The following is a 16,351-nucleotide window of genomic DNA, read 5'->3' on the forward strand; positions in this document are numbered from 1 at the left end:
AAGGTCAAGGCAAGTTCGGGTATTTTCACGGGGACGCGGAAATTTACCGCTGTTTTTTTGTGCCTGCCTGAGACATAAACGGATGAGCAGGAACGACCGGATCAAGGGTACGAGAGAGCGATATGAGAAAAACCGCCATTTATCAGATTGTAATTGCTTTGGTTTTTCTTGCCGGAACGGCCGCCGCCAGGGCCGAGGACATCACACAGCAGACCGTCTATACCATCGCCTTTTCCGGGATCAAGATTGCCGACGCTGTCTTCGACACCACCGTGAATGACGGCGACTACCGGATCCGGGCCGATATCGAGGCGGCGGGAATCGGCAATCTTTTCACCTCCATTGCCGTAAAGGTCGATGCACAGGGCGACTGGAAGGACGGCCGACCGGAGACCAAAGCGTTTCAGCTGAGCTACCGTGACGGCGATTATGCTCGCGACTACGGCGCGGAATTTTCCCGCAGGCGCGTGGTCTCCTCGACAATCGAGCCCGATCCCGGCCCGCGCGGTAATGACTGGGTCGACGTGACGGCAAAGCATCTGCGCGGCGTCATCGACCCGATCTCGGCGCTGCTGCTGCCGCCGTCAAACAACCCCTGCCAGGGCAAGATCGCGATCTTCGACGGGGAGACGCGGCTCGATCTGGAACTGGCCCCGGCAGGCACCAAACCGTTTTCCACCAAGGGCTTTTCCGGACGCGCCGTCGGCTGCGCCATGCGCTTCCGCCCGATTGCCGGTTACGAGCGCAAGGACGACGATATCCAGTATCTCGCCAACACCCGGGAACTGGTCGTCTGGTTCGCCTTCAACGAAGAGCTCAATGTCTATGCCCCGGTCACGGCGCAGATCCCGCTGAAGATCGGCCGGCTGACGATCTACGCCTCGAAATTCGGCGTCTGACCTCCAGCACACGGGTTTTCCATCATGCGCGCAACACTGATCGGCTTTTCAGCCGTCATCATGTGGTCGTTTCTGGCCCTGTTCACCGCGGCCTCCGGCCAGGTGCCGCCGTTCCAGCTGTCGGCGATTGCCTTTGCGATTGCCAGCCTTCCCGGCATTGCCGTGCTGATTGCCCGGCCGGAACGCCGCCATGCCCTACGCCAGCCGGCAAAGGTGTGGATCGCGGGCATTACCGGGCTGTTCGGCTACCACTTCCTGTATTTTACCGCGCTGCGCAACGCGCCGGCCGTCGATGCCGGGCTGATCGCCTATCTCTGGCCGTTGCTGATCGTCGTCGGCTCGGCCCTTCTGCCGGGCGAAAAGCTGAAACTGCACCACGTGGCAGGCGCTGTGGCCGGCTTTGCCGGAACGGCGCTGCTGATCACGCGCGGCGGCGGGCTGACCGTCAGCGGAGACTACACGCTCGGCTACATCGCCGCCTTCCTCTGCGCCTTCACATGGTCGGGCTATTCGCTGATCTCGCGGTCCTTTTCCAAGGTTTCGACCGATGTGGTGACCGGCTTCTGCCTGGCGACATCGGTGTTATCGCTCCTCTGCCATCTGCTGCTTGAAACCACGGTCTGGCCGCAATCGCCCGGCCAATGGCTTGCCGTCCTGGGGCTCGGCCTGTTTCCGGTCGGCATTGCCTTTTATGCGTGGGACTACGGCGTGAAGAAGGGCAATATCCAGGTGTTGGGCGCTGCAAGCTATGCCGCGCCGCTGCTTTCGACGATCATTCTGCTGGTGGCCCGGTTCGGCGAGCCCGGCTGGCGGGTGATCGTCGCCTGCCTGCTGATCACCGGCGGCGCCATGCTGGCCGCCCGCGACATGATCGCCCGCAAGAAGCGTTAACCGGCGGGCGTCCAGTCCGGTGCAGCAAGCTCGAAATCATCGAAAACGAAACCGGGTGCGACCGTGCAGCCCACAAGCGTGAAATCGCCGGTGGTTTCGGCCGCCTGCCACTGGCCGGCGGGAATGACGCATTGCGGCCGCTCGCCGGCAATGACATCCGGCCCGAGCGTCATGGTCTTGCTTGCCCTACCATCTGCCGAGATCATCAGTTTCAGCGGCGCGCCGGCATAATAGTGCCAGATCTCCACGGTGGTCAGCAGCCGGTGCCAGTGCGAGCGCTCGCCGGCCTTCAGCAGGAAATAGATCAGAGTCGAAGCGCCGCGCCCCGGTTCGCCTGCCATATCGCGAAAGGTTTCGACAAACCAGCCGCCTTCGGGATGCGGTTTCATCCCGAGCGTATCGATCACGGCCTCTGCGGTGATTGCGGCAGGCACCGCCATCAGAAACTGTCCTTCAACCGGCGGATTTCACCCAGAACCTCGGCATCGCTCGCATCTTCCATGCCGAGCTTCGCCCGGATTGCCGGATCGGCGACCCTGAGGAAGGGATTGGTCTTCTTCTCAAGCCCAATCGTGGTCGGGATGGTGAAATCGCCGGCGTCCCGCAACGCCGCCACCGCTTCCGCGCGCTCCTTCAGAACCTGATTGTCCGGGTCGACCGAAAGCGCGAATTTCGCGTTGGTCAGCGTATATTCATGACCGAAATAGACTTCCGTTTCATCCGGCAGCGCCAGAAGCTTTTTCAGCGACGGCCACATGTCGGAGGCAGGGCGTTCGAACAGGCGACCGCAGCCCATGGCAAACAGCGTATCGGCGGAAAACAGCAGGTTGTCATCGATGAAGTGGTAGCAGACATGACCCGCCGTATGGCCCGGCGTCTCGATCACATCGACGGTGCGTCCGGCAAAATCCAGCTTGTCGCCCTCGCCGACGGCAAGGTCCAGTCCCGGAATGACCACGGCCTCTTCCACCGGCCCGACAATCCGGCAATCATAACGTTCCTTCAGCAGAAGATTGCCCTCGACATGGTCCTTGTGGTGATGCGTGGTGAAGACATCGGTAATCACCCAGCCGCGTTTTTCGGCCTCCGCAATCACCTTTTCGCCATCGGGGGCATCGATACTGACCGTCTTTTTCGTGTCCGGGTCGTGCACCAGCACCCCGTAATTGTCGGAACGGCACATGAAGACGGCGATTTCCAGTGAACCCATTTCAAGCCTCGCGATTGCTTACCCATTCGGCTTCAATGTAGTACTGTGCGGTCTCAAGTCCAACCGGGGCAGTCTGAACTTCGCTCATGAACGCCGATATCGTTGACCTTCGCGCCTTTTACCACACACGGCTTGGACGGCTTGCCGCCCATTCCATTGCCATGGCGCTGGCGCCGGTCTGGCCGAAGCTGCCGGACGAGCGGCTTTTGGGCCTTGGCTATTGCCTGCCCTATCTCGACCGCTTCGGCGCCGATGCCGAGCGCGTCATGTCGTTCATGCCGGCAGCACAGGGCGCCATAAACTGGCCGACCTCGGGCGCTTCTGCAACCGCGCTTGTGCTGGACGACGAACTGCCGCTGCCCGATGCCTCGATCGACCGGGTGCTGATGGTCCACGCGCTGGAATTCACCGAAAGCCCGCGCGAGACCATGCGCGAACTCTGGCGCATCCTCGCCCCCGGCGGCCGCCTCGTCATCGTCGCACCCAACCGGCGCGGGGTCTGGGCACGGCTGGAACACACCCCGTTCGGCAATGGCCGGCCCTATTCCAAGAGCCAGATCACCGAGCTTCTGCGCGAGACCAACTTCACCCCCGGCGCCTTTGCCGAGGCGCTGTTCTTCCCGCCGTCGAAAAGCCGGGCCGTGCTGAAATTCCGCTCCAGCTTCGAGCGTTCGGGCCGCACCTTCTGGCCGGCCTTTTCCGGTGTCAACATCGTCGAAGCGCAAAAGCGGCTTTATCAGGGCCTGCCGGTGGCTGCCCGCGCATCGCGCAAGGTGCTGGTGCCCGCCCTTGCGCCGCAGGGCGTGCCGACAACCCGCAGCCGCCATCAAACCGGGCGGCACGGGGCCTGAGCGCCCTCGACAAAGCCGGCAATCCTGATTATTCCTTCTCCCGTTCAAAACGGCCGTCTGGGCCACATGTTGTTTTCGAGGTTTTCTATGCCTGACCAGTCGATGAAGCCGACACCCCGCCCCGGTGTCATGGAGATTGCCGCCTATGTCCCCGGCAAGGACCATGTGGAGGGTGTTGCGAAGGTGCACAAGCTTTCGTCGAACGAGACCCCGCTCGGGCCGAGCCCGAAGGCGATCGAGGCGATGCGGAACCTTGCCGAAACCCTTGCGCTTTATCCCGACGGCCAGGCGACCGCGCTGCGCGAGGCGATTGCCGCCAAATACGGTCTCAACACCAAGAACATCATCTGCGGTAATGGTTCGGACGAACTGCTCGGTCTCCTCGCCCACATCTATCTGGGCGAAGGCGACGAGGCGATCATCACCGAGCACGGCTTCCTCGTCTACAAGATCCAGATCATGGCGAACGGCGCGACGCCGATCACCGTGAAGGAGAAGGATGCCACGGTCGATGTCGACGCCATTCTGGCCGCCGTCACCGATAAAACGCGGCTCGTCTTCATTGCCAATCCGGCAAATCCGACCGGCACCTATATCCCGTTTTCCGAGGTTCGCCGCCTGCATGCCGGCCTGCCGAAGAATGTCATCCTGGTGCTTGATGCCGCCTATGCCGAATATGTCCGCCGCAACGACTATGAGGCCGGTCTCGAACTGGTTGCCGAAAGCGCCAATGTGGTGATGACCCGGACATTCTCGAAGGTTTACGGACTGGCGGCCCTGCGCGTCGGCTGGCTTTACGGCCCGCTGGAAATCGTCGGTGCGCTGGATCGTGTGCGCGGCCCGTTCAATCTGAATGCCCCGGCCATTGCAGCGGCAACCGCGGCCATTCAGGATGACGGCTTTACCCAGCACGCCATCGAATTCAACGCGGAATGGATCGAGACCCTGACCCGGGAATTTTCCGCAATCGGTCTCAAGGTCACGCCTTCGGTTACCAATTTCGTGCTGATCCACTTTCCCGACCGGGACGGTGCGCGCGCAGCCGACGCCGACCGTTACCTTTCTGCGCGCGGCTATGTTCTGCGCGCCGTCGCCGGTTACGGTTTCCCGAACGCGCTGCGCATGAGTGTCGGCACAGAAGAGGCCAATCGCGGCGTGATCGCGGCCCTGAAGGAATTCATGGCCGAAAACAGCGAAACGGATGCGGCATGAGCGGTTTTATGTTTGAACGCATCGCCCTGATCGGCATCGGGCTGATCGGTTCCTCGCTTGCCCGCGATATCCGCGCCAAGGGGCTTGCGGGCGAAATCGTGGTTTCGACGCGCTCGCCGGAAACGCTGCGGCGCGCGGAAGAACTCGGGCTCGGCGACCGTTACACCGCTGCCGCCGAAGATGCCGTGCGCGGCGCCGATCTGGTGATCGTCTCCGTGCCCGTCGGTGCGTCCGGCGCGGTTGCCGAAAGGATCGCCCCCAATCTGAAGCCCGGCGCGATCCTCACCGATGTCGGCTCCACCAAGGCCTCGGTGATTGCGCAGATGGCGCCGCATGTGCCCGACGGCGTGCATTTCATTCCCGGCCACCCGATTGCCGGTACGGAACGCTCCGGACCGGATGCGGGCTTTGAAGGCCTGTTCGTCGACCGCTGGTGCATCCTGACCCCGCTTGAGGGCACGAACGAAACGGCAATCGACAGGCTCAACGCATTCTGGCAGGCGCTGGGTTCGACGGTCGACCGGATGGAGCCGGCACACCATGACAAGGTGCTGGCCATCGTCTCGCACCTGCCGCATATCATCGCCTACAACATCGTCGGCACCGCCGATGATCTGGAGACGGTGACGCAATCCGAAGTCATCCAATATTCGGCCTCGGGCTTTCGCGACTTCACCCGACTGGCGGCCTCCGACCCCACCATGTGGCGGGATGTGTGCCTGCACAACCGGGATGCCATTCTGGAAATGCTGGCGCGGTTTTCCGAGGATCTTGCCTATCTGCAGCGCGCCATCCGCTGGGGCGAAGGCGACAAGCTGTTCGAACTGTTCACCCGCACCCGCGACATCCGCCGCTCGATCATCGAAGCCGGCCAAGATGTCGACGCCCCCGACTTCGGCCGCCACGGGCTCGACAAGAAGGACTGAGCCCCCTTCTGCGCCCCGTCAGACCGGCGGGATCTGGCCGAGCGGAATGAAACCGATCCGGGCCCGGCCATGGTCAACGCGGACATCGAGCGACATGGTGCGCTGACCGCCGGTAAACGACTTGATCAGCCCGGTCACCGTCGCAACGGGATTGGCGGCCTGCGGAAACGCCAGCTGAATAACCTGCGAGATACCGTCGATACCGGTCAGCTCGACGCTGAACCGGCCGTCCAGATAGCCGTCCTGATCGAAGGAAAACCGGCCGGAGACGGCGAAATGCGATTCCTGTTCGCCAATCGCAAGCGTTGCCTGGTTCAAAATACCGCTCTTGCCGCGAAGGGCGCTGGGACGGATTTTCGTTGCCAGCAGCGATCCGCCGTCGTCAACCGTGGCGAGCAGATTGACCGAAACCGCCGGCAGGGCTTCGGCATCGTTTTGCGGCCGCAAGACCCCGTTGGTTACCGTGAGGGCAAGATCGAGATCACCGTCATCATTGCGGACCAGCCCCTCGGCATATTCGGCCGTCAGCGTTCCCTGCTGACCGGCCGGCCCGGCAAAACGGGCCGTCAGCCCCTCAAGATCGTAGGAAATCAGACGCGGCGCCGAACGTCCGTAAATCAGCTTGCCGCCGAGGTGTTCCCATTCCGTCCGCAGCAGCATGCCGGCGTCGTTGTCGAGTGTGGCGGGTCCGGTCACCGTTGCCATCACGGACCAGGGCGCATAAACCGGCGCTTCGGCCAGAAGCTGCGGCGTATCGAACACTGCGTCGGTTTTACGATCGCGGACATGAAGACCATCGCAGAAGAAACCGAACCTTGCGGGGAAGCCCTGATAACCGATATCCTCGCAGCTCACGACCGTATTGCGCCCGTCCTGGCCTTCCAGAAGCTCGAACATCCGGGCCTTGACGGTGCGGGCAATGAACAACCAGCCCAGTGCATAGACAGCCAGGAGGATGACCAGCACGATGAGTGACCACTTGAGAAATTTTCGCGTGCGGGTTGAACTTGCCATGAAAGCTTCCCATTCTGTCCTTCGTTCCAAACGACGTCAGGCATAGCATATGGACGAATTCTGGGTATTTGGCTACGGCTCGTTGATGTGGAACCCCGGTTTCCCGAACCACAAGCGCGTGAATGCACGCCTTTCAGGCTATCATCGCAGCCTGTGCGTCTATTCCCATGTTCATCGCGGCACCGCGGAAATGCCCGGCCTTGTGCTCGGTCTCGACCGCGGCGGTTTTTGCGAGGGCGTCGCCTTCGCCGCCAAAAGCGACGATGAAGAGGCGGTGATGGATTATCTGCGCGCCCGCGAACTTGTTACCCGGGTCTACCGCGAACTGGTTTTGCCGGTCCGGCTTGAAAACGGCTCCACGGTCCCGGCGGTTGCCTATGTCGTCGATCATTCCCACACGCAATATGCGGGCAAGGTGGCGCCCGAACACGCCGCTGAACTGGTGCGCAACGGACATGGCCAGTCGGGCGCGAACCGCGATTACGTTCTCAACACGGTCGACCATCTGCGCCAGTTGCAGATCGGCGACGCGGCACTGGAATCACTCGCCAGACTGCTGCGCAATGAACAACCACGCCCGAAATTCGGCGACGGCCCCTGAAACGCCGCCCCTGTCCTAAGACCCGCCGGACTTCAGTGCCGCAACGCGCTCCTGCGTCACGGCTGGAAGGTCGAGATGCGGGTTTTCGGCAACGGTTTCCACAAGCAGGCGGTCGCTTTCCCGCTCCATGGTCTCCACAAGCTCGGCAAAAAACGCCTTGGGCGGTTTGCCCGGCGCAATGGCCGGCAGGACCCTCACCTTGAAATGGCCTTTCTGGCGGCGGAAATTGCCGCGCGGCCAGAACAGCCCCGGATGCATGACCACCGGCACCACGGGAACCGCAAGTCCGCTGTAGATGAGCTGAATGCCGCGTTTGTAATCCGGTTCAGCCCCCGGCGGACGCCGGGTTCCTTCCGGAAAGATGATCAGCTGCCGCCCGGTCTCGACCTCAGCCTTGGTGCGCTTGATCGCATCGGCCATGGCCCGGCCGCTTGCAGCGCGGTCGACGGCAATCTGGCGTTGTTTTTTCAGATACCAGCCGAAAAGCGGCATCTGGATCAGTTCGCGCTTCAGCATGAAGACCGAATCCGGCACCCACGGCAAAAGCATGATCGTATCCCAGGCCGACTGATGCTTCGGCGCGATGATGCAGGGACCGTCGGGCAGATTTTCCAGCCCCTCGATCTCGAAGGTGGTGCCAACCCAGAAGCGCATCTGGCGATTGACGAAACGGCCCCAGCCCTGAACCACCACACGATAGGCATTCTTGCGCGAGGCGGAAAAATAATAGGGCGACTGGACGATCATCCTGAGCGCCGTGCCGACGTAAAAGGCGGTATTGAACGCAAGAGAACGAAGAACGCCCATGTCTCTATTTTTCCTGCCCTGCGGGGCTCAGCACCCTGAGCCCGGTCACCGCGCGCACATGCGCCCCGATGAATTTGAGATATTCCGACGCCAATACCTTCACATAACGCAGATTGCCATACCAAGGGCCGTCGCCCTCGCCCATCTGCACAGGATAGCCGACGAATATCGTATCCGGATCGATATGCCGCAATTCGAACAGACTGCGCGGCAGGTGGTAGGCGCTGGTGACGACCAGCACGCGCCGATAGTCGTGTTCCTCGATCCATTTGCGGGTTTCCACCGCATTGCCATGGGTATCCAGCGCCTCGTAGCCGACATCGACACAGCATTCGAACAACTGGCTGTCGCCGCCGGTCAGAACACGGATGCTTTCCGGTGTGGTGGCGGGATTGACGCCCGAGATCAGCAGACGCTCGCCCGCACCTTCGGCCAAAAGCAAGAGCGCCTCGTCGATACGGCGCGATCCGCCGGTCAGCACGACAATGGCATCGGTTTCGTAAAGCGCAGGCGGCCTGGTCGTCATCACACTGACCGAAAACCACAGGAACCCGCCGCCAAAGGCGATGACGACGGCAACAACGGCGGCCAGCAAGGCGCGCAGCAGAAAACACCCACGCGAAGTCTCACCGCTCCGCGCACCGTCCCCGTGCCCGCTTGTTCCAGGCGACTTGCACACCCGCTCCGCCATATCCCTTCCATTCCAGCCGTTTTCCAGCCGCAGTTGCCGGTTGTTTCCGGCAGGACAACATTTCAGCGACTGTCCGAATCAACCGGCCGCCGGTTCTCTATACATGACAGACGATATAGCTGAAATTCAGGCGGCAGGGCGACACCGGATAGGTTGCAAATCGGACCGGTCTACAGGCTGTCTGTGCGCTCCGGGTCCGAGCGGATATGATCGATTTCCCGGATCGTGCGGATCACCGTCAGCCGGGCGGTCAGCGTGGTCAGCGCGGCGATGATGACAATGGTCAGCAAAATACCCGCATAGGCGCCCCAGCCGATCGAGATCGAGCCGAACAGCGCCGTTGCCTGATCGGCGCCGGGAGTTGCCAGGAAACGCCCCTGCCAGAACCGCGCAATCACGAAGAACAGGCAAGCCAGCGCGCCGCCGAGAAACGCGCCCTTCAGCGCGACATTGAGAAAGTGGTTCTGAAACTGGCGCGCCACGAAACTGCCTTCGGCTCCGACGAAATGCAGCACCTCGACAATATCGCGACTGCCCGAAAGCGCGCCGCGGGTGGCAAACACCACGGTCAGCACCATGGCCGAGAACACCAGTGCCATGACCGAAGCGCCGATTGTGGTCGTCGCATCCGCCATCGCGGAGAGCCGGTCCACCCATGCACGGTGATCGTCGAGATAGGCGCCGGGCACGACACTTTGCAGCGCATCGGCCATCGCCGCGAAATCCGGCGGATTGTTTTCATCGATGGTGACGATCACCAGTCGCGGCACCGGCAGTTCATCGAAATCGAGACCGGTGCCAAGCCAAGGTTCAAGCAGCCTTTCGGTTGCCGCCTCATCCACAACCTGTCCGTCAATCGTGCCGACGAACTGCAGCGCCACATCCCTGGCGTTGAGAAGCGCCTGGTTCATGTCGCGGCCCTCTGCGGGCTTGATCTGGATGGTGACCTCGCGGGAAATGCCGCCCTGCCAGCTTGCCGCCGTGGCCCGTACCATGGAAACGCCGCCAAGTGTCAGACATGCCAGAAACGCCATGATCGCGATGACCGCCATCAGTGCGCGCGACTGAACATTGGAGGGCGGCACGATCGGCGTCGGCTTGCGGCTTCCCGAGCCGGCGATCAGCGGCTTTTTGATGTTGCGTCTCGCGGCGGACACAGCATCGCCCGCTTTCGCTGTTGCCGGGCGCGCCTGCGGCGTGCGTTGCGTTGGCGCGGGCTTGTCATCTAAGGGTGTTTTACGGGCTTCGGCGCGCGGCAGTGGCGGCCTGCCATCGGCAGGCGGGGTTGGCGGCGTTGGCGGCCGCTGCATCCTGGCCTGCCTTTCGACGCGTTCTGCTTCGGCCTTTTCCCGTGCAGCCTTTGCCTCTGTGGCCCTTTGCTGTTCCTGCTCTTTCTGGCGGGCGGCGGCTTCCTGCTGCATCTGTCGTTTTCGCGCAGCTTCGGTCTCGTGCACGCGGATCTCCTCGCGGCGGCGCTCCTCGAGGATCCGCGCCTCAAGCAGGCGTTCCTCACGCGCACGCGCTTCAGCACGGCGGCGTTCTTCCTCGCGCTGGCGCTGAAGACGCTCTTCCTCCAGACGGGGATCGCGGATCGAGCGGGGCGGCCTAGTCATAGATATCGAGCCTTCCCTCCGACAGGATCATCCGCCGTGCAGCGTAACGATCCATCAGTGCGATATCGTGGGTCGCAATCACCACCGCCGTGCCCAGCCGGTTGAGTTCGACAAGCAGGCTGAGAATGCGCCGTGCCATCGGCGGATCGACATTGCCGGTCGGCTCGTCGGCCAAAAGCACCTCCGGCTGGTCGATCAGGGCGCGCGCGATTGCCGCGCGCTGCTTTTCCCCGCCGGAAAGCACCGGCGGGCGCACATGCAGCCGCTCACCGAGCCCGACCCATTTCAACAGCTCGATCACATCATTGCGATAGGTCACTTCCTCCTTGCCGCGCACCCGCAGCGGCAGAGCCACATTTTCATAGGTCGTCATGTGGTCGAGCAGGCGAAAATCCTGAAATACGATGCCGACGCGACGACGCAGCATCGGCAGTTCCTTGTGGGGAATGACGGCGACATCGCGGCCAAACAGACGGATAAGGCCGCGCGTCGGCTGCAATGCCATCAGCATCAGCCGCAACAGCGTCGTCTTGCCGGCGCCCGACGGGCCGGTGAGGAACTGGAAGGAATGTTTCGGGACATCGAATGTCAGGTCCCTGAGGACTTCCGGCCCCATTCCGTACCGGAGACCAACATTTTCAAACTGGATCAATGCCATGGTGAGCAGGCAGCCTCGTCTTCTCGATCAGCGCCATTTTTACGCGATTATGAATAACAGGAGGTGAACAGACCCGCAAAGGTGCATATGGTTCGGGGATTATCCACGGAGAAATGCAGGCTGTGGCAGGCGCTTTCCGGTGTTGCGATTGCCGCCCGCGTGCAAACCCACTAAAACCGGATACTCCCGACAGGCAATGACAGCGGCGCCCCGGCAGACTTAACCGGCGGCGTGCAGACAAGAGGAGCACCCATGCACGTCGTTCGCGGAAAGAATATCGAGGTCCTGTTTTCCACCGAGGAAATCGCCAAGCGCAACGAGGAGCTGGCGCTTGAAATTGCCAAGGGACCGGCAGAGGACCTGCTCGTCATCGCCATTCTCAAGGGCTCGTTCGTCTTTGCCGCGGATCTGATCCGCGCGCTGCACAAGATCGGCCTTGCGCCCGAAGTCGAGTTCATGACGCTTTCAAGCTACGGAACCGGCACGGTCAGCCGCGGCGTTCGCCTCGTCAAGGATATTGACAGCGTGGTGGAGGGCCGCGACGTTCTGCTGATCGACGATATCCTCGAATCCGGCCGGACCCTCAGATTTGCCCGCAACCTGATGCTGGAGCGCGGTGCGGCCAATGTCTCGATCGCCGTCCTGCTCGACAAGCAGAACAAGCGCGAAGAGGTTCTGGAAGCCGATTACGCCGGTTTCCACTGCCCGGACCGCTTTGTCGTCGGCTATGGCATGGATGTCGCCTATGCCTTCCGCGAGCTTCCCTTTGTCGGCATTATTACCGGTGATGCTTAACCAAGATTAAATCGCGGTAACATACCTTGTTAACTACATAAATCGCCATTTTTCGATGTTTACTTCTCGCTAGGAAAGTTCTGGTGATCTCTATGGCAACAAAGCCCGGAACAATGGGCATGCCAACAGGGTTATGACAAGACAGAAAGAACTGGACAGCGCCATGGCGAGGATTTTGATCACGGAAGACGAAGAATCTCTGAGGGCATTTGTCGCCCGCGCGCTCAGGCTCGACGGCCATGAAACGGTCGAGGCCGGCGATGGCGCGGAAGGGCTGGAGTTGTTGTCTGCAAGTGACTACGACCTGCTGCTCTCCGACGTGCGCATGCCGATCATGGATGGCATTGCGCTGGCCCATCAGGCAGCCAGCACCCATCCGGGCATGAAGATCCTGCTGATGACCGGCTTTGCCGAACAACGCGAACGCGCCGACGACCTGATGGAAAAGATCGTCGATGTCGTGCCCAAGCCTTTCGCCCTGCCGGATATCCGCAAGGCCGTGGCCCGGGCGCTGGCAGCCTGAGCATCATCAGAGCCGGCAGCCTGTTTGTCGATGAACCTGTCTTCTGCCTCCGGGGCATCCTCGGGCTTGACCCGAGGATCCAGGGCCACACGACCCGAATTCACGAAAACTCTTCATACTCAAGGGCTTGAGCAAAATGGATGCTCGGGTCAAGCCCGAGCATGACACCTTTGTGGGGGGACGGTGGCGGGTTTCAATCTGCCTGCCTCCGGCTTTGACGCAGTCCGAGCCGCAGCCCTAAAAAAAGGACGACGACCTTCTCGTTCCATCCGCTCGTTTTACTGCGCGGCGTAACCGCCATCCACCAGATGGTAGCTGCCGGTGACGAAGGAGGCGTCTTCCGACAGCAGGAAGGCCGTGAGGCTGGCGACTTCATCCGGCTTGCCAAGTCTCCCGATCGGGTGCAGAGCAACCAGACCTTCGATCTCGTCAGGCTCCAGATTGTCGTCAAGCAGCGGGGTACGGATAAAGCCGGGGCCGACCGCATTGATACGGATGCCGCGTTTGGAATATTCGAGTGCCGCAGACTTCGTCATCCCGATCACAGCATGTTTCGACGCGACATAGGCGGGGGCCGTCGAAAAACCTTTGGTTCCGAGAATCGATGACATGTTGACGATCGAGCCGCCACCAGATGCCTCGATGGCGGCAAGCTCATACTTCATGCAGTAGAACACCGCATGCAGGTCAACATCGAGCACCTTGTGCCACGCCTCGATATCGTAATCGCCGATCGGCTCCGAGGGGCCGCCGATGCCGGCATTGTTGACCGCGCCGTAAAGGCCGCCATAGCGATCCACCGCGAAACGCACCATCGCTTCCACGGCCCCGGCATCACCGACGTCCACGGCGAAAGCCGCGGCCTTGCCGCCGGATTTCTCGACGTCGGCGACGTTTTTTAGCGCATGGTCCTCGTTAAGGTCCGCGACAACCACATTGGCGCCCTCGCCCGCCAGAAGGTGTACGCAGGCTTCGCCAATGCCGGATGCGCCCCCGGTTACGATGATGGTCTTGTTTTCAAATCTCCTGGACATAACGATACTCCTCAATACCGAAGCGCCCATATGGGCGCCTACAAATGAGGTAGCCACGAAGGCCCGCTTTTTAAAGGCATATCGACAGAAAATCAGTTCTGTGACCGGGGCTCCAGCAACCGCTCCAGATAGGGCGGTTCGGAGGGCAGCGGGGCCTGTTCATTGAGGCGTTCGCGGATGGCGTCGAGGATTTCGCGGGCGCGCTCGACGGTAAACTCATCCGGCACCTGAACATCATTGCCGAAATCAAACCCGTCAGCGCCGGGATTGCGGCCGAGCGGATCGCGGCCGGTGTGGCTGCCCCAGCCGGTCTGGCCGTTCGGCCCCTGCTGGCCCTGCCCCTGGCCTTGCGCCATCATCGCATTCATCATCTGCTGGGCGCCCTGGCGCAGCGCTTCCAGCGCATTGCCCTGGCCCTCGAGCGCGCCCGAGCCTTCGCCCTCGCCAAGCGATTCGGCGGCACCATCCATCGCCTCGCCAGCGCGGTCGAAGCCTTCGGCCGGCGGCATGCCGAGTTCGGACAGCTTCTGCTGCATTTCACCCAGCTGTTCCGACAGTGCCTGTTGCTGTTCCTGAAGCTGACGCAGCGCCTCGCGCAATTCCTCCGCCGTCATCTCCTGCGGCGAACGCTCACCGCCATTTTCGCCCTGTTGTTCGCCGTTCTGGTCAGGCGGCGGATCGCCCCATTGCTCACGGTCGCGCAGTTGCTGGTCGAGTTCGAAGGTCTCGTTCATCAGCCGCTGCTGTTCCTGGATCAACTCACCGAGCCTGTCGACCTGTTCGCGCATTTCGGAATTCTGCTGCTCGCCCTGTTGTGCCATGGACGACGGCGGCTGGATGTTGTTCATCATCCGCTGCAGTTCCGACAAAAGCTGCTGGGCGGCAGCCCGGTCGCCGGACCGGGCAAGGTTTTCCAGCTGGTTGAGCAGGTTGTCGAGATCGCGCTGGCGCAATGCCTGCTGCTGGCCCTGCTGCATGTCGGACGGCTGCATCCGCTCGGCCATTTCCGAGAGGTATTCCTGCATCGCCTGGCGCAGTTCTTCCATCAGCTGAGCAATTTCAGCATCGGATGCGCCGTCGCGCAGGGCTTCGCTCAGCGCATCCTGTGCCTCGCGCAGCCGCCGCTCGGCCTCCGACAATTCGCCGTCCTCGATGCCGGTCGCAATCTCCCAGAGGTAATCCGCGGTATCGCGGTAACTTTCCTCGTCACGGGCCAGAAGCATGCGCGTCTGCGCCGACTTGATCAGCAGGTATTGTGTGAGATCGGGGATGGTTTCTTCCGGACGCAGCGTGATTGCGGCGCTGTATTGCAGCGCCTCTGGCATGGCGCGGGTGTCGAGCGCGAAAATCTGCCGCTGTTCGGCAACGGAGCCGGCGAGCAGATTGTAGAACGGGCGCGCGGGCAGCACCGTTTCAAACGGCGCGCTACGGGCAACATGGCCGGCCGCATCTTCCGCAATCAGCGTGATCGTGACCGGCTTGCCGGAAAGCGGGTGTTCGGTCAGGTTGCGACTGGTAAAGGCGGAATGATCCTCGCTGGAACGCGATGGCATGTTCAGCGGAAATTCCGGCTGCGGATAAAGCGTTTTGGCGTCCTCATCGACATCACCCGCCGGAGCGATTTCGGCACGGGCGGCCGTTACCCCGTAATCGTCGGAAACGGTGTATTCGAGTTCTAGCGCGCCGTTTGCCGCTGCTTTCGGCTCTCCCTTGAAGGCGATCACCGGCATTGCATCCGGCACGACGCCGATCGCCCATTGCCGGCCGGCCGCATCCAGCACGCCGCTTGCAGAAAGCGTGAAACTCGCGCTGCGCATCAGTTCGCCGTCTTCGGCCTCGTCCGGCGCCTGCGCCTGATCCGCCTCATCCGGCGTGAAGGATATCGGCGCATCGGCCCCCTCGCCCGAAAGACGGACCGTCAGCATGGAGCCTTCGGGGATTGCGTCGATCTGATCGGCACCTTCGGCCTGAAGATAGACCGGGGCCTTGCGGGTATAGGGCGGCGGCGAAATCCAGGCATCGAACCGCAATGCCAGCACGGGCGCGCCCTCCTCCTCCGCCGGCGGCAGGAAGGCATCGGCAAGCCTGCCGGACCCCGTCGCGCCTGCATAGAAGAACGCCACAAACAGAAGAAGCGCGGGAACGGCGCGCAAACCATACGGATCAACGGAGGAAAGGTCGGGATGGGCAAGCCCGCTGTCGATGGCGCCGAGTTTTTCGGCCATGCGCCGCTGATGCGCCTGCCAGAGCGCCATGGCCTCGGGCGTTTCGCGCGCGGGCCTGTCGCCGGCAACCGAAATCACCTGATGCGCGAGCCCATTCTCGCCCTCAAGCCGCCGTTCGGCCTCGGCGCGCGTGGGGTTTCTGAAACGGCGCAACGGCCAGAAACCGGCAACGAAACCACCGGCCAACAGCAGAAGAAGAGCGATCCTGAGCGCAAACGGCACGGCATGAAACAGGCCGAGCCATGACAGCGCGAGATAAAGCGCCACAAAGCAGGCGGGCCAGAGCAGCCCCGGCAACAGCCGTTCGACAGCAAGATTGAAGCGGGCAACAGCGCACTTGCGGGCGATACGCCGCATCAGTGCGTCGCCTTCCCGGCCCCGGTCAGGCGCTTGTGTTCCGG

General features: G+C 62.0%; 17 protein-coding genes. 8 read left to right on the forward strand and 9 right to left on the reverse strand.

The features are described 5' to 3' along the window. Window positions 1-122 precede the first annotated feature (122 nt). Both ABID12_RS16905 and yddG read left to right on the forward strand, forming a co-directional pair. On the forward strand, window positions 123-899 hold the full coding sequence (locus tag ABID12_RS16905) for a DUF3108 domain-containing protein (RefSeq protein WP_354435268.1): 777 nt from the start codon (window positions 123-125) through the stop codon (window positions 897-899). A gap of 24 nt (window positions 900-923) precedes the next feature. Beyond that, window positions 924-1,790 carry an aromatic amino acid exporter YddG gene (gene yddG / locus ABID12_RS16910; protein ID WP_354435270.1) on the forward strand — a complete coding sequence of 289 codons (867 nt, stop codon included), beginning with the start codon at window positions 924-926 and terminating at the stop codon, window positions 1,788-1,790. On the opposite strand, the gene ABID12_RS16915 is transcribed toward yddG, so the two are convergent. Together ABID12_RS16915 and gloB are read right to left on the reverse strand one after the other, a co-directional pair. Further along, window positions 1,787-2,230, reverse strand: a complete 444-nt coding sequence (locus tag ABID12_RS16915; protein ID WP_435528250.1) for a cupin domain-containing protein — start codon at window positions 2,228-2,230, stop codon at window positions 1,787-1,789. The two genes, yddG and ABID12_RS16915, sit on opposite strands and share 4 nt — an antisense overlap. Then, a complete protein-coding gene (gene gloB / locus ABID12_RS16920) occupies window positions 2,230-3,000 on the reverse strand; it encodes a hydroxyacylglutathione hydrolase (RefSeq protein ID WP_319518047.1) in 771 nt (256 codons plus the stop codon). The genes ABID12_RS16915 and gloB overlap by 1 nt, the downstream gene beginning before the upstream one ends. 86 nt (window positions 3,001-3,086) lie before the next feature. On the opposite strand from gloB, the gene ABID12_RS16925 reads away from it, so the two are divergent. The 3 genes from ABID12_RS16925 (at window position 3,087) to ABID12_RS16935 (ending at window position 5,989) form a co-directional block, all read left to right on the forward strand. Beyond that, window positions 3,087-3,851, forward strand: a complete 765-nt coding sequence (locus tag ABID12_RS16925) for a class I SAM-dependent methyltransferase (protein ID WP_354435271.1) — start codon at window positions 3,087-3,089, stop codon at window positions 3,849-3,851. Window positions 3,852-3,953: 102 nt separating this feature from the next. Then, the gene (gene hisC / locus ABID12_RS16930; protein WP_354435273.1) at window positions 3,954-5,063 is read left to right on the forward strand and encodes a histidinol-phosphate transaminase; all 1,110 of its coding nucleotides are present in this window, start codon (window positions 3,954-3,956) and stop codon (window positions 5,061-5,063) included. Beyond that, window positions 5,060-5,989, forward strand: a complete 930-nt coding sequence (locus tag ABID12_RS16935) for a prephenate/arogenate dehydrogenase family protein (RefSeq protein ID WP_354435274.1) — start codon at window positions 5,060-5,062, stop codon at window positions 5,987-5,989. The genes hisC and ABID12_RS16935 overlap by 4 nt, the downstream gene beginning before the upstream one ends. A gap of 18 nt (window positions 5,990-6,007) precedes the next feature. Here ABID12_RS16935 and ABID12_RS16940 read toward each other — a convergent pair whose 3' ends face one another. Continuing rightward, window positions 6,008-7,003, reverse strand: coding sequence for a DUF2125 domain-containing protein (locus ABID12_RS16940; RefSeq protein ID WP_319518051.1), 996 nt, complete (start codon window positions 7,001-7,003; stop codon window positions 6,008-6,010). Between the two features lie 49 nt (window positions 7,004-7,052). Between ABID12_RS16940 and ABID12_RS16945 the strand changes: the two genes are divergently transcribed. Then, window positions 7,053-7,604: a gamma-glutamylcyclotransferase gene (locus ABID12_RS16945; protein ID WP_354435276.1), complete on the forward strand. Its 552-nt coding sequence runs from the start codon at window positions 7,053-7,055 to the stop codon at window positions 7,602-7,604. Between the two features lie 15 nt (window positions 7,605-7,619). Here the strand turns inward: ABID12_RS16945 and ABID12_RS16950 are convergent, their stop codons facing one another. The 4 genes from ABID12_RS16950 to ftsE all read right to left on the reverse strand — a co-directional run bounded on the left by ABID12_RS16950 (window position 7,620) and on the right by ftsE (window position 11,367). Next, a complete protein-coding gene (locus ABID12_RS16950) occupies window positions 7,620-8,411 on the reverse strand; it encodes a lysophospholipid acyltransferase family protein (protein ID WP_354435278.1) in 792 nt (263 codons plus the stop codon). A gap of 4 nt (window positions 8,412-8,415) precedes the next feature. Beyond that, complete coding sequence (locus ABID12_RS16955) at window positions 8,416-9,102, reverse strand: YdcF family protein (RefSeq protein ID WP_354435279.1); 687 nt, start codon at window positions 9,100-9,102, stop codon at window positions 8,416-8,418. Window positions 9,103-9,272: 170 nt separating this feature from the next. Further along, window positions 9,273-10,154 (reverse strand): cell division protein FtsX, encoded by an 882-nt coding sequence (locus tag ABID12_RS16960; protein WP_354435325.1) that lies wholly within the window; start codon window positions 10,152-10,154, stop codon window positions 9,273-9,275. A 553-nt stretch (window positions 10,155-10,707) separates the two neighbouring features. Continuing rightward, complete coding sequence (gene ftsE, locus ABID12_RS16965) at window positions 10,708-11,367, reverse strand: cell division ATP-binding protein FtsE (RefSeq protein ID WP_106307961.1); 660 nt, start codon at window positions 11,365-11,367, stop codon at window positions 10,708-10,710. Between the two features lie 258 nt (window positions 11,368-11,625). On the opposite strand from ftsE, the gene hpt reads away from it, so the two are divergent. Then, window positions 11,626-12,168, forward strand: coding sequence for a hypoxanthine phosphoribosyltransferase (gene hpt / locus ABID12_RS16970; RefSeq protein ID WP_354435281.1), 543 nt, complete (start codon window positions 11,626-11,628; stop codon window positions 12,166-12,168). A gap of 163 nt (window positions 12,169-12,331) precedes the next feature. Then, window positions 12,332-12,691: a response regulator gene (locus tag ABID12_RS16975; protein WP_106307964.1), complete on the forward strand. Its 360-nt coding sequence runs from the start codon at window positions 12,332-12,334 to the stop codon at window positions 12,689-12,691. 278 nt (window positions 12,692-12,969) lie between these two features. Here ABID12_RS16975 and ABID12_RS16980 read toward each other — a convergent pair whose 3' ends face one another. Beyond that, window positions 12,970-13,725 carry an SDR family NAD(P)-dependent oxidoreductase gene (locus ABID12_RS16980; RefSeq protein ID WP_354435283.1) on the reverse strand — a complete coding sequence of 252 codons (756 nt, stop codon included), beginning with the start codon at window positions 13,723-13,725 and terminating at the stop codon, window positions 12,970-12,972. A gap of 92 nt (window positions 13,726-13,817) precedes the next feature. Continuing rightward, window positions 13,818-16,307 (reverse strand): TIGR02302 family protein, encoded by a 2,490-nt coding sequence (locus tag ABID12_RS16985; protein WP_354435285.1) that lies wholly within the window; start codon window positions 16,305-16,307, stop codon window positions 13,818-13,820. Between the last annotated feature and the right edge of the window lie 44 nt (window positions 16,308-16,351).

This window comes from Martelella mangrovi (assembly GCF_040545495.1).
Lineage (GTDB): Bacteria > Pseudomonadota > Alphaproteobacteria > Rhizobiales > Rhizobiaceae > Martelella > Martelella mangrovi.

Coding starts and splice junctions, on each gene's coding strand:
- ABID12_RS16925 (WP_354435271.1), top strand. CDS start 3,087: ATGAACGCCGATATCGTTGACCTTCGCGCCTTTTACCACACACGGCTT.
- ABID12_RS16905 (WP_354435268.1), top strand. CDS start 123: ATGAGAAAAACCGCCATTTATCAGATTGTAATTGCTTTGGTTTTTCTT.
- ABID12_RS16975 (WP_106307964.1), top strand. CDS start 12,332: ATGGCGAGGATTTTGATCACGGAAGACGAAGAATCTCTGAGGGCATTT.
- ABID12_RS16950 (WP_354435278.1), bottom strand. CDS start 8,411: ATGGGCGTTCTTCGTTCTCTTGCGTTCAATACCGCCTTTTACGTCGGC.
- ABID12_RS16940 (WP_319518051.1), bottom strand. CDS start 7,003: ATGGCAAGTTCAACCCGCACGCGAAAATTTCTCAAGTGGTCACTCATC.
- ABID12_RS16985 (WP_354435285.1), bottom strand. CDS start 16,307: ATGCGGCGTATCGCCCGCAAGTGCGCTGTTGCCCGCTTCAATCTTGCT.
- ABID12_RS16980 (WP_354435283.1), bottom strand. CDS start 13,725: ATGTCCAGGAGATTTGAAAACAAGACCATCATCGTAACCGGGGGCGCA.
- yddG (WP_354435270.1), top strand. CDS start 924: ATGCGCGCAACACTGATCGGCTTTTCAGCCGTCATCATGTGGTCGTTT.
- ABID12_RS16945 (WP_354435276.1), top strand. CDS start 7,053: ATGGACGAATTCTGGGTATTTGGCTACGGCTCGTTGATGTGGAACCCC.
- ABID12_RS16955 (WP_354435279.1), bottom strand. CDS start 9,102: ATGGCGGAGCGGGTGTGCAAGTCGCCTGGAACAAGCGGGCACGGGGAC.
- hisC (WP_354435273.1), top strand. CDS start 3,954: ATGAAGCCGACACCCCGCCCCGGTGTCATGGAGATTGCCGCCTATGTC.
- ABID12_RS16935 (WP_354435274.1), top strand. CDS start 5,060: ATGAGCGGTTTTATGTTTGAACGCATCGCCCTGATCGGCATCGGGCTG.
- gloB (WP_319518047.1), bottom strand. CDS start 3,000: ATGGGTTCACTGGAAATCGCCGTCTTCATGTGCCGTTCCGACAATTAC.
- ABID12_RS16960 (WP_354435325.1), bottom strand. CDS start 10,154: ATGGCGGTCATCGCGATCATGGCGTTTCTGGCATGTCTGACACTTGGC.
- hpt (WP_354435281.1), top strand. CDS start 11,626: ATGCACGTCGTTCGCGGAAAGAATATCGAGGTCCTGTTTTCCACCGAG.
- ABID12_RS16915 (WP_435528250.1), bottom strand. CDS start 2,230: ATGGCGGTGCCTGCCGCAATCACCGCAGAGGCCGTGATCGATACGCTC.